The sequence below is a fragment of the Dysosmobacter sp. HCP28S3_G4 genome (genome assembly GCF_052065175.1).
Classification (GTDB): Bacteria; Bacillota; Clostridia; order Oscillospirales; family Oscillospiraceae; genus Oscillibacter.
Map to the genome: position 1 here is coordinate 1 of NZ_JBQHUP010000067.1, position 10,825 is coordinate 10,825.

A 10,825-nucleotide genomic window follows, 5' to 3' on the forward strand; every position below is an offset into this window, starting at 1 on the left:
CCGAAAAGCTGCCGCTGCGCGGCGCAAACGCCTGCTGACACAGGCTTTTTGCAGGCATTCAATCCAACACGAGGGGGCTCCCGCCCCCTCGTACTCCCCCTGCAAAAAAGGCCTCTTTTCCTTCAGACAGGGTTTTTCGACAAGCTGAGGGGCCATGCTCTGCATGGCCCCTTTTCCGTGCGGAAAGCCGGCGGAAATGGACATGACAATTCAGGCATTGTGAAAAATGACGGAGTCCATGCGGAATGATCAGGATAGCCTGAGGGAACAGATGACAAGAATGACAAATTTCTGGGAAAATGTCTTTTTGGGGGGAACACATCTTGCAATATTTGGGCGATTTCTATATAATTCAGGCAGAATCGTACCTGCGGAACAGATAGCCGCGGGAGTATAGATGGAGGAGAGAAACTATGCGAGGTGTACACAGCGCGGTGGACGATATCCGCCGCGGCGTATTTACAGAAGTGGCCCGTCTGGCCTATGAGGGCGGGGACCTGAACCGGGTGGACATGATCCCCTACCGGATGATCCCCGGCGAGGTGGCCAAGTACCGCCATGACGTCTTCCAGGAGCGGGCCGTCATTGCCGCCCGGGTCCGGCTGGCCCTGGGCATGAGCCTGACGCCCAACGGTCCCCGGGCGCCCCTCAGCGCCCAGATCCAGGAGGCCGCCACCGACCAGAAGTATTTCGAGGAGCCTCTGGTCAACATCATCCCCTATGCCTGCAACGCCTGCCCGCCCAAGCAGATCCGCATCACCGACAGCTGCCAGGGCTGCATCTCCCACCCCTGCATGAACGTCTGCCCCAAGGACGCCATCTATCTGGACAAGGACAAGCACTGCCACATTGACCAGAGCAAGTGCGTCAAGTGCGGCAAGTGCTATAACCAGTGCCCCTACCGTGCCATCAGCAAGATCGAGCGGCCCTGCGCCGCCGCCTGCGGCATGGACGCCATCGGCTCTGACGAGCTGGGCCGGGCCAAGATCGACTATGACAAGTGCGTCTCCTGCGGCATGTGCCTGGTGAACTGCCCCTTCGGCGCCATCGCCGACAAGAGCCAGATCTTCCAGATCATCAACTCCATCAAGCGTGGCCAGGAGGTCATCGCCTGCGTGGCCCCCGCCTTCGTCAACCAGTTCGGCGAGAATGCCACGCCCGCCCGTCTGAAGGCTGCCATGCGGATCCTGGGCTTTAAGGACGTGGTGGAAGTGGCCATCGGCGCGGACCTGTGCACCATTGAAGAGGCCAATGACTTCCTGAAGAACGTGCCGGAGAACCAGCCGTTCATGGGCACGTCCTGCTGCCCCGCCTGGTCTGTCATGGCAAAGAAGCTGTTCCCGCAGTTCAAGGACTATATCTCCATGGCTCTGACACCCATGGTCATCACCGCCCGCATGGTGAAGAAGGAGCATCCCAATGCCCGCATCTGCTTCATCGGACCCTGCGCCGCCAAGAAGCTGGAGGCCAACCGCCGGTCCGTTCGCTCCGACGTGGACTTCGTGCTGACCTTTGAGGAGCTCCAGGGCATGTTCGATGCCAAGGAAGTGGACTTCTCCAAGATCGAGGAGAATCCGGAGGACGACTTCACCGAGGGCTCTGCCGCGGGCCGCGGCTTTGCCGTGGGCGGCGGTGTGGCCGCCGCCGTGGTGGAGGCTATCCACGAGATCGATCCCGGCCGTGAGATCAAGATCGAATACGGCGACGGTCTCAAGGAGTGCAAAAAGATGCTGCTGATGGCCAAGGCCGGCAAGCGCAACGGCTATTTGCTGGAGGGCATGGGCTGTCCCGGTGGCTGCGTGGCCGGCGCCGGCACCATCACGCCGGTGAAGACCAGCGTGGCCAACGTGGAGAAGTACAAGGCCGCCGCACCGAAGAAGAGCGCCATGGAGAGCAGTTTCAAGTCCAAGCTGGAAGAGGTCGAGGAGTAAACAGCGGCCGGACATGGACATCCGTTAAAAACAGAAGAAGACATATAAAAAGGAGAGGACCGACCAAACGGTCCTCTCCTTTTTCGCCTCTCCTGCTTGCGGAAACGGAGAGGGGACATTCGCTGTCTGTCCCGGGTCAAACGCTCCTGTTCCGCCACTGTTCCCAGATGCCCGGCTCTCTGCCCGCCAGCTTCCGCAGGCACCGTTCCGGCAGACTCATGGCCAGGGTGTGGGTCAGCTCTCTGGTCTCGCCGTCCGTCAGTTCCAGGCCCAGGGCCGGGAGCCGCGCTTTCAGTGCCTCCACCGCCCGGAACATGTCCTTCGCCAGAAGGAACCCGACGTCCGTCAGATAGATCTTGCCGTATCGCTCCCGCACCAGCAGGCCCATCTCCATCAGCGTGGACATCATGTTGGTGACAGACGCCTTGGAGCAGTCCATCGCCTTTGCGATATCCGCCGTGCCCACATCCGGCTTCGTCTGTCCCAGCTCGTAGATCACCAGCAGATACCGCAGATGAGATACCCGTAATTCCATTCTTCCATCCCCCGTCCTCTGAAATGGAAGGAAGCACGGACGGCTTCCTCCACCCGTGCCTGCTTCCTGAATCGTTCACTTGGATCGTTCACTCAATGACAGCCGCCGCATTTGGAGCAGTCTCCGCCGCAGCCCTTTTTGCGGGACTTCCGCAGGGACCGCACCGCCAGCGCCACCACCACGGCCAGCACCGCCAGCACGATCACATCTCCCAAAATACCGGACATTGCAGGTCCTCCTTCTTTATTTCATCTCCGCGGCGGCCACGGAGGTCAGGTGATGGGTCTCGCCATCCGCGCTGTAGCCCTTGCGGAACAGCAGGTACAGGATAGCGGCCAGGGCAGCGATGGCCACCACGGTCCACAGGCCGAACACCGCCTCGCCGGTGATCAGGCCGCCCAGCTGGTAGACGATCATGGACACCACATAGGCGAAGCCGCACATGTAGCCGATGGCGCCCAGGGTCCATTTCGTGTTGTTCATCTCCCGCTTGATGGCGCCCATGGCGGCGAAGCAGGGGGCGCACAGCAGGTTGAAGATCATGAAGCTGTAAGCCGTCACGGCGCCGAAGTCTGCGCCGATGGCCGTCCAGATGTCGTGGCTGTCCTCCAGCAGGTCGGCGGTGCCGGCGTACTGATACAGCACGCCGAAGGTGTTGACCACTTCCTCCTTGGCGATGAGGCCGGTGATGGTGGCAACGGTGGCCTTCCAGGCCATGTCGCCCATCCAGCCCAGAGGATAGAAGATCCAGGCGATGGCGCTGCCGATGGCGGCCAGCAGGGAGTCGTTGTTGTCCTCCACGGCGGCGAATCCGGCCTCCGTGAAGCCGTAGCCCTGGAGGAACCACAGGATGATGGAGCTCAGCAGAATGATGGTGCCGGCCCGCTTGATGAAGGACCAGCCCCGCTCCCAGGTGGCCCGCAGTACGTTGCCGGCGGAGGGCGCGTGATAGGTGGGCAGCTCCATGACGAAGGGGGCGGGTTCCCCGGCGAAGGCCCGGAACTTCTTCAGCATAATGCCGGAGAGGATGACGGCAGCAATGCCGATGAAGAAGGCGGAGGTGGCCACCCAGGGGGACTCGCCGAACACGGCGCCGGCGAACAGGCCAATGATGGGCATTTTCGCGCCGCAGGGGATGAAGCCGGTGGTCATAATGGTCATCTTCCGATCCCGGTCCTGCTCGATGGTCCGGGAGGCCATGATGCCGGGGACGCCGCAGCCGGTGGCCACCAGCATGGGGATGAAGCTCTTGCCGGAGAGGCCGAAGCGGCGGAAAATGCGGTCCATGATAAACGCCACGCGGGCCATATAGCCCACATCCTCCAGAATGGCCAGCAGCAGGAACAGCACCAGCATCTGGGGCACGAAACCCAGCACCGCGCCCACGCCGGCCACGATGCCGTCCATGATGAGACCGTACAGCCAGCCGGAGACGCCCAGGGACGTGAGAATGCCGTCAAAGAAGCCGGGGACGATCTCTCCGAACAGCACGTCGTTGGCCCAGTCGGTGCCGAAGGTGCCGATGCCCGCGCCGCCGTCGGCGATGGAGGAGCCCATGGCGATGGAGTAGATGCAGAACATGATCACCGCGAAAATGGGCAGGGCCAGAATCCGGTTGGTGACGATCCGGTCGATCTTGTCGGAGACGGAGAGGCTGCCCTTGGGGGCCTTCTTCCTCACCGCCTTGCTCACCACGCCGTTGATGTAGGCGTACCGCTGGTTGGTGATGATGCTCTCGGCGTCGTCGTCCAGCTCCCGCTCGCAGTCGGCGATGTGGGCCTCCAGATGCTCCGCCAGCTCCTTGTCCAGCTGCAGGTCCTCCAGGACCTTGGAATCCCGCTCGAAGAGCTTGATGGCGTACCAGCGGAGGTAGCCCTCCTCCACCCTGCCCTGGATGGACTCCTCAATGTGGGCCAGGGCGTGCTCCACGCTGCCGGTGAACACGTGAGGCAGCTCGCCGGCCTTGCGGTTCTGGGCCAGAGCCACCGCCTTCTCCGCTGCCTCCATGCCGCCCTCGCCCTTCAGGGCGCTCATCTCCACCACTTCGCAGCCCAGGGCGCTGCCCAGCCTGACCAGGTCGATGGTGTCGCCGTTCTTCCGCACCAGGTCGATCATGTTCACGGCCACCACCACCGGCAGACCCAGTTCAATGAGCTGGGTGGAGAGATACAGATTCCGCTCAATGTTGGTGCCGTCCACGATATTCAGGATGGCGTCGGGCTTCTCGTTCACCAGATAGCTCCGGGCCACCACTTCCTCCAGGGTGTAGGGGGACAGGGAGTAAATGCCGGGCAAGTCCTGAATGACTATGTCCTTGTGTCCCTTCAGTTTGCCCTCCTTCTTTTCCACTGTGACGCCGGGCCAGTTGCCCACGTACTGATTGGAACCGGTCAGGGCGTTGAACAGCGTGGTTTTGCCGCAGTTCGGATTGCCCGCCAGCGCGATCTTGAGTTCCATAGCGCTCTCCTTTCAAATGTTAGCTCAAACTAACTTTTGTACTGAATCAAAGGCGGCCTTTCACCGCCCCGATATTTGCCGCTTTGCGGCAAATATGTTCAATCATTTTTGCCGCGGCGTGTACGTGGCAAAAATACCCCGACCTGTGCACCCTTGGGGTGCACGCACCAGTCCGCAGACTGGTGTGGGGAATCTACTGCGCAGCCGTTAGCGGCTTTGCTGCTTTACGGATGCGGCGTGACCCTTGCGGGCAAAGGAGGGATGAAATCCCCTCTTTACCCGACTTCGATCATCTCCGCGTCCGCCTTGCGCACGCTCAGCTCATAGCCCCGGACGTTCAGCTCCATGGGGTCTCCCAGCGGCGCCACCTTGCGGACGAAGATCTCCACGCCCTTGGTGATGCCCATGTCCATGATGCGGCGCTTCACCGGGCCCTCGCCATGGAGCTTCACTACGGTGACAGTCTCGCCCACCTTCGCTTCCTTCAGTGTTTTCATATTCGCTCTCCTCCTGTCTGAATTTTCAGTTCACTTGAACACATCAAACCGTGCCGCACAGCACGGAAGCCCTGTTCCGGCGTTGGGATCAGGGCGCGTCTCAGATCATGATGCGGTTTGCCATGGTCTTGTCCAGGGCAATCCGGCTCTCCTTCACCTGTACGATCAGATTTCCGGCAATCTCGCTGACCACCGTCACGTCACTGTCCACCACGAAGCCCAGCTCCGCCAGGTGCTGGCGCACCTCATCTTTGCCGGAGATCTTGCGGATGGTGACCGTCTCTCCTGCCTTCGCCATTGTCAGCGGCATCATATCCTTGCCTCCCTCGGAAGTTAGATAAAACTAACTTTTCTGCCAAAAACAAGGGTTAGAATCTTCTAACCCTGAAATTGCTATTCAGTTTATCATCACTAACCGCTCTTGTCAAGACTGCTTTTTGAAAAAATTGCGCCCGGACATAGGGCGGTGCTCGTAAAACAGTGAATCCTCCGTATGGCTTAGATCATACGGAGGATTTATTTCTGTCTAATCTTCAAACTTGCAGGCGGCGAACGCTTTGTCAAAACCGATTGGCCGCAGCAAGTACACAGGGGATGGCCGCTTTAGCGGCGCAAGGGGGTTGTAGCCACCTTGACGGAACAAAGTGACCCAGCATTTGAGGTCAAGCAGTTTTCTCCTGCTGACGGATAATGAAACTCCGCAGGACGCACTACTCTCGATGGAGAGTATAGAAGTGCGCCCTTTAGTTCCTAAAGGGATTTTTTCTTTTGCTCAACTCCCCGGCAAATATGAATTTATCGTTCCTGTACTTCTTTTCCGCTAAGGTGCTCTATTTCGATTTCAAACATCTGAACGGCCCTTCCAGATGATGCCACTTCTTCATCTACCATCTTTTCATTAGGATAATACTTCATCGCAAACTTCTTTACAAGCTTAATAATGTCTTCCTGATTTTCGACTAAATGGCATCGTCCAAAGACAACCACACTTTGAAGAAAAGGTGCCCACGATTCTTCTTTAATGCTTTCATTACCGCATACAGTAAAGCAAACCTTGTCACATGCTTTCAAGCAATCCACCTTATAACCTGCTTTCGCTCCATGAAAAATAATCTTATGTGCGTTTTCATCATACAGATAATTTATTGGTATCGCATAGGGATAATCATTATCACCATTAACTGCCAGAATGCCGCGTCGAGAACAACGAAGCAGTTCTTTTGCTGCATCTATACTGATTTCATTTTTCTTTTTTCGAATTGTTCTAAACATTAAACTTACCTCCACAAATTCCGATATGTCGTTCATTTTGCTTGCGCAAATTATACCATAACCCTGTGAACAATTCTACCGCAACTTTGGCAAGAAATGAGAAAAGTCCGAACAGTTTTTCTGCCCGGACTTCCTCGCTCAATCGTAAATCAATTCCATTTTCACATTCTTTGGCCTGTGCCTTGCAAGCATTCCTCTGCCGTACCATTCCATCTGGTTTTCGGCTTTCAGCTTTTCGGCCATACTGTTTTGCTTTGCCAGCTCCGGCGCGATCAGCTCCATGCGGCTTCGTGCTGCTTCGTTGATCTCGGCACAATACTGTTTTACGAACAACCGCCTATTGGTCCGGGCGCTCTGTTGAGATCAGATCTTTACTTTAATCAGGCACTTGCGGGCCGGGGCGGGAGCTTCCGGTGCGATGCAGGGGGCATGGGCGTCCTGGGGAAAGAACACCATGAAGGACTTTCCGCTGAGCAGCAGCTCCTTCGCGGGGCCGTGATAGAACCAGATGTCCCCTTCCGGACGGCCGTCTACTTCCTCCGTCATCTCCGACAGCGGGGCGACGCCGATCAGCTCGGCGCCTTGGATCAGGAACTGAATGTCGATATAATCCCGATGGGCCTCCGGCGTCAGATTTTCCTCCTTGGTGGTGTAACGGCTGATGCGGACGAACACGTCCCGGCCATCCAGCTCATATTCACCATCCTTCACCTGGGAGAAGTCCGTGTTCCGCAGGTAGTCCAGTCCCAGAGCCAGACGGCTGCTGATGCCGCGGTAAGTATCCACATGATCAAGCGTATCATAGATCATCGCAATAACCTCCTTGTTTTTTTGCTATTATATGGTATCAAAGGAATTCTGTAAAGAGGAGTATGTTAAATTATGGAAAATCGAAAGACGCAATATTCCTAAAATTCCAAAACCATGTTCCATATAAAGAAACAATTCACTGAAAATTCGGTCAGAAGAAACGATCCGTTGCAAAAAATGACGATTTTAAAAAAATGCACTTGTATAAAATTCATAGAGTTTATATAATTTGTAATGTATTGAGAACAGGCGTTCTTTAATAGAGAACGGGGAGGCGTATGGAATGGGAGTACCAGAACAGGAGCCGAAAGTGAAATCATTGGCGAAAGCACTGCATGTTCTGGAGTGCTTTACCGTTCAGACGCCGGAACTGGGCGTGACGGAGCTGGCGGAGATGAACGGCATCACCAAGAGCAACGCCCACAATATCCTGTCCACGTTCCAGAAGAGCGGCTATGTGGAAAAGCTGCCCAACGGCAAGTACACGCTGGGACTCCAATTTTTGAAATTCGCGTATATCATCAACCAGCACCTGGGATATCCCAAGGCGGTCTATGACCTGCTGCTGGATACCGCCACCCGGGTGGGCGAGATCGTCTATTTCGGTCTGCCCTACGGCACGGAGATCCTTTACCTGTATGTGGCTCATCCCATCGACCGGATGCGGGAGCTGCCCTATCGGGATATGCTGGGCGAGCATACGCCGCTGTACTGCACGGGCATCGGAAAGGCAATTCTGGCCGCCATGCCGGAGAAGGAGTGGCCCCAGCGGATCCCGGCGGAACCCCACAGATACACCGCCTCCACCATCACCGACTACGGCGCCATCATGGACGAGCTGTGGCGGACGCGGCGCCGGGGTTATTCCATCGACAACTGTGAACGGGAGGAGAATGTCCGCTGCGTGGGCGTGCCGGTATACAGTTCCTCCGGAGCGCTGGTGGGCGGCATCAGCATCTCCGGCCCCAGCCAGTCCATGACGGACGCCAAGCTGCTGGAGTGTTCCAAGATCCTGACGGATACCGCCTTGCGGATGAAGGACCGCATCTATCGCTGAGTACCCAATACGCCGAATGGCGTGAATGATAAGGAGGAGAACCCTTATGCTGAAAAAACCAAAGATCCTGGTAGTGGGCAGCTTCATGATGGACCTGATCGCGTCCACGAAGCAGGCACCGAAATCGGGTGAGACCATCATCGGACTGAAGTTCCAGACCGCGCCGGGCGGCAAGGGCGCCAACCAGGCAGTGCAGTGCGCCCGTCTGGGCGCCCACGTCACCATGGTGGGCCAGGTAGGCGACGACGCCTTCGGCAAGATCATGACGGACACCGCCGCGGCCGCCGGTGTGGACGTGTCCCATGTGGCGGTGGACAAGAACGAGTCCTCCGGCGTGGGCCATATCCTGCTGGAGGTGACGGAGCACGGCGCCCGGAACCGGATCACCGTCTGCCCCGGCGCCAACTTCACCCTGACGGTGGAAGACGTGGCCTGGCTGAAGGAGGATATCAAAAACTACGACCTGCTGATGATGCAGTTCGAGCTGCCCATGGAGGTCATCGAGGCCGTGGCGGGCTGGGCCCACGAGGCGGGCGTGCCCGTCATGGTGAACCCCGCGCCCGCGGCGCCCATCTCCGCCAAGCTGCTGTCCTGCGCCACCTACCTCTCTCCCAACGAGCATGAGGCCGCCATCATCGCGGACCATCCCCTGCGGGCGGACGAGAGCGGCGTCAACATGGAGGACGTGCAGGCGGTGTCCGAGGCGTTCCAGGCCAGAGGCGTGGAGAACCTGATCATCACCCTGGGCGAGAACGGCTCCATCGTGGCGGGCAAGAACGGCATCCACCACACCGCCTGCGTGAAGATGCCCCATGTGGCGGATCCCACCGCCGCCGGCGACTCCTTCGTGGCGGCGTTCTGCACGGGCCTGTGCGCCGGACTGCCCCAGGGCGAAGCGCTGGCCTTCGCCAGCCACACGGCGGCCATCACGGTATCCCGGATGGGCGCCATGCCCAGCCTGCCCACGGTGAGCGAGGTGCAGGCGCTGCTGATGGAGCGGAGCTATCAGGGCTTCGATCCCAGGGAGCTGGACGCGCTGAAATAAGGATCGATCACAGAAAGGAACGATACATATGCTGAAAATGAGAGCAAGCAGGCCGTCACGGATTTTCTGTCCTGCGCCAAGAGCGAGTTCGCGGCCTTTGCCGACCAGCTGAGCGCGGACACCTATGAGAAGGCGGCGGAGATCATTCTGGAGTCCCAGAAGAACGGCGGGCACCTGCACGTCACCGGCATTGGCAAGTGCAGCCACGTGTCCACCTACGCCGCCTCCCTGTTCTCCTCCACCGGCAACCCTGCCTACTATCTCCACGGCACGGAGGCGGTCCACGGCTCCTGCGGCCAGCTGGCGGCAGGCGACGTGGTCATCGCCATCTCCAACTCCGGCGAGACCGGGGAGCTGAAGGCCACGGTGCTGGCGGTGAAGAACAACGGCTGCAAGGTCATCGGCGTGTCCGGCAATCCGGAGAGCTGGCTGGCTAAGAACACGGACGCGTTCCTGTTCGCGGGTGTGAAGGCGGAGGGCGGTCCGCTGAACCGTGCGCCCCGGAACTCCGTGCTGGCGGAGCTGCTGACGCTGCAGGCCCTGTCCGTGGCGCTCCAGGTGGAGAAGGACTGGGATCCTGTGAAGTACGTCCGCTGCCATCCCGGCGGAAAGCTGGGCCAGCTGCGGGAGAACGAGAAGTAAGGAGGGCTGGGGAATGCTGACGGGAAAGTGCATCCATCCGGAGCTGATGCGGGTGGTGCCCCTGCTGGGCCACGGCGACAAGGTCCTGATCGCCGACGGCAACTATCCGCTGGCGTCCAAGACGGGCGAGGCGGAGAAGGTGTGGCTGGGACTGCGTCCGGGCCTGTCCACGGTGACGGACGTGCTGGAGACGCTGCAGAGCGTCATCAACATTGAGAGCGCCCAGGTGATGGAGCCCGCGGACGGGAGCGAGCCGGAGATCTTCGGGGAGTTCCGGAAGATGCTGGGCGGCATGGAGTTGGGCAAGATGGGCCGGTTTGAGTTCTACGACGCCTGCGGGGAGAAGACCCTGCGGCTGGCCATCTCCACCGGCGAGCAGCGCACCTTCGCCAACATCCTCATCACGGTTGGCGTGGCGTAAGGACGAAACAGCCAAAATGAAGACCGGACCGGGCAATTCTGCCCGGTCCGCAGGCTGTCGAAAAAGTCGAGCATAGCTGGGCTTTTTCGCATTTATATGGTAAAATAAGCATGGGTGATGAAAGATGCTTGAACGAGGGAAGCTGGATCGTGGAATCG

At 58.7% G+C, this 10,825-nt stretch carries 14 protein-coding genes; 5 read left to right on the forward strand and 9 right to left on the reverse strand.

From position 1 onward, the window contains the following. Nucleotides 1-204 (reverse strand): hypothetical protein (locus ACTNBU_RS11685; protein WP_441034157.1); only part of this gene is annotated, 204 nt, incomplete at its 3' end. Between the two features lie 209 nt (nt 205-413). Here ACTNBU_RS11685 and ACTNBU_RS11690 point away from each other — a divergent pair. Next, the gene (locus ACTNBU_RS11690; protein WP_441034159.1) at nt 414-1,931 is read left to right on the forward strand and encodes a 4Fe-4S dicluster domain-containing protein; all 1,518 of its coding nucleotides are present in this window, start codon (nt 414-416) and stop codon (nt 1,929-1,931) included. 136 nt (nt 1,932-2,067) lie between these two features. Here ACTNBU_RS11690 and ACTNBU_RS11695 read toward each other — a convergent pair whose 3' ends face one another. The 8 genes from ACTNBU_RS11695 to ACTNBU_RS11730 form a co-directional block, all read right to left on the reverse strand. Next, nucleotides 2,068-2,466: a metal-dependent transcriptional regulator gene (locus ACTNBU_RS11695; protein ID WP_441034161.1), complete on the reverse strand. Its 399-nt coding sequence runs from the start codon at nt 2,464-2,466 to the stop codon at nt 2,068-2,070. Nucleotides 2,467-2,558: 92 nt separating this feature from the next. Continuing rightward, on the reverse strand, nt 2,559-2,693 hold the full coding sequence (locus ACTNBU_RS11700; RefSeq protein ID WP_441034163.1) for a FeoB-associated Cys-rich membrane protein: 135 nt from the start codon (nt 2,691-2,693) through the stop codon (nt 2,559-2,561). A 16-nt stretch (nt 2,694-2,709) separates the two neighbouring features. Next, complete coding sequence (gene feoB, locus ACTNBU_RS11705; RefSeq protein ID WP_441034165.1) at nt 2,710-4,923, reverse strand: ferrous iron transport protein B; 2,214 nt, start codon at nt 4,921-4,923, stop codon at nt 2,710-2,712. A 275-nt stretch (nt 4,924-5,198) separates the two neighbouring features. Further along, nucleotides 5,199-5,420, reverse strand: coding sequence for a FeoA family protein (locus tag ACTNBU_RS11710; RefSeq protein ID WP_441034167.1), 222 nt, complete (start codon nt 5,418-5,420; stop codon nt 5,199-5,201). Nucleotides 5,421-5,520: 100 nt separating this feature from the next. Beyond that, entirely contained in the window at nt 5,521-5,733 is a 213-nt protein-coding gene (locus ACTNBU_RS11715; RefSeq protein ID WP_441034169.1) for a FeoA family protein, read from the reverse strand. A 482-nt stretch (nt 5,734-6,215) separates the two neighbouring features. Further along, nucleotides 6,216-6,692 (reverse strand): pyridoxamine 5'-phosphate oxidase family protein, encoded by a 477-nt coding sequence (locus tag ACTNBU_RS11720; RefSeq protein WP_441034171.1) that lies wholly within the window; start codon nt 6,690-6,692, stop codon nt 6,216-6,218. A gap of 138 nt (nt 6,693-6,830) precedes the next feature. Next, a complete protein-coding gene (locus tag ACTNBU_RS11725) occupies nt 6,831-7,025 on the reverse strand; it encodes a TnpV protein (protein ID WP_441034172.1) in 195 nt (64 codons plus the stop codon). Nucleotides 7,026-7,055: 30 nt separating this feature from the next. Beyond that, the gene (locus ACTNBU_RS11730) at nt 7,056-7,502 is read right to left on the reverse strand and encodes a YhcH/YjgK/YiaL family protein (RefSeq protein WP_441034174.1); all 447 of its coding nucleotides are present in this window, start codon (nt 7,500-7,502) and stop codon (nt 7,056-7,058) included. 283 nt (nt 7,503-7,785) lie between these two features. Here ACTNBU_RS11730 and ACTNBU_RS11735 point away from each other — a divergent pair, with 283 nt between their 5' ends. From ACTNBU_RS11735 to ACTNBU_RS11750, 4 genes are all read left to right on the forward strand, one after another. Next, nucleotides 7,786-8,559 (forward strand): IclR family transcriptional regulator, encoded by a 774-nt coding sequence (locus ACTNBU_RS11735; protein WP_441034176.1) that lies wholly within the window; start codon nt 7,786-7,788, stop codon nt 8,557-8,559. 46 nt (nt 8,560-8,605) lie between these two features. Then, entirely contained in the window at nt 8,606-9,604 is a 999-nt protein-coding gene (locus ACTNBU_RS11740) for a ribokinase (protein ID WP_441034178.1), read from the forward strand. 174 nt (nt 9,605-9,778) lie between these two features. Further along, nucleotides 9,779-10,246 (forward strand): SIS domain-containing protein, encoded by a 468-nt coding sequence (locus tag ACTNBU_RS11745; protein ID WP_441034182.1) that lies wholly within the window; start codon nt 9,779-9,781, stop codon nt 10,244-10,246. A gap of 13 nt (nt 10,247-10,259) precedes the next feature. Next, on the forward strand, nt 10,260-10,667 hold the full coding sequence (locus ACTNBU_RS11750) for an RbsD/FucU family protein (protein ID WP_441034180.1): 408 nt from the start codon (nt 10,260-10,262) through the stop codon (nt 10,665-10,667). Nucleotides 10,668-10,825 lie beyond the last annotated feature (158 nt).

What these genes read in the sequence shown, in the direction of transcription:
- ACTNBU_RS11690 (WP_441034159.1), top strand. Translation starts at nt 414, where the DNA reads ATGCGAGGTGTACACAGCGCGGTGGACGATATCCGCCGCGGCGTATTT.
- ACTNBU_RS11695 (WP_441034161.1), bottom strand. Translation starts at nt 2,466, where the DNA reads ATGGAATTACGGGTATCTCATCTGCGGTATCTGCTGGTGATCTACGAG.
- ACTNBU_RS11700 (WP_441034163.1), bottom strand. Translation starts at nt 2,693, where the DNA reads ATGTCCGGTATTTTGGGAGATGTGATCGTGCTGGCGGTGCTGGCCGTG.
- feoB (WP_441034165.1), bottom strand. Translation starts at nt 4,923, where the DNA reads ATGGAACTCAAGATCGCGCTGGCGGGCAATCCGAACTGCGGCAAAACC.
- ACTNBU_RS11710 (WP_441034167.1), bottom strand. Translation starts at nt 5,420, where the DNA reads ATGAAAACACTGAAGGAAGCGAAGGTGGGCGAGACTGTCACCGTAGTG.
- ACTNBU_RS11715 (WP_441034169.1), bottom strand. Translation starts at nt 5,733, where the DNA reads ATGATGCCGCTGACAATGGCGAAGGCAGGAGAGACGGTCACCATCCGC.
- ACTNBU_RS11720 (WP_441034171.1), bottom strand. Translation starts at nt 6,692, where the DNA reads ATGTTTAGAACAATTCGAAAAAAGAAAAATGAAATCAGTATAGATGCA.
- ACTNBU_RS11730 (WP_441034174.1), bottom strand. Translation starts at nt 7,502, where the DNA reads ATGATCTATGATACGCTTGATCATGTGGATACTTACCGCGGCATCAGC.
- ACTNBU_RS11735 (WP_441034176.1), top strand. Translation starts at nt 7,786, where the DNA reads ATGGGAGTACCAGAACAGGAGCCGAAAGTGAAATCATTGGCGAAAGCA.
- ACTNBU_RS11740 (WP_441034178.1), top strand. Translation starts at nt 8,606, where the DNA reads ATGCTGAAAAAACCAAAGATCCTGGTAGTGGGCAGCTTCATGATGGAC.
- ACTNBU_RS11750 (WP_441034180.1), top strand. Translation starts at nt 10,260, where the DNA reads ATGCTGACGGGAAAGTGCATCCATCCGGAGCTGATGCGGGTGGTGCCC.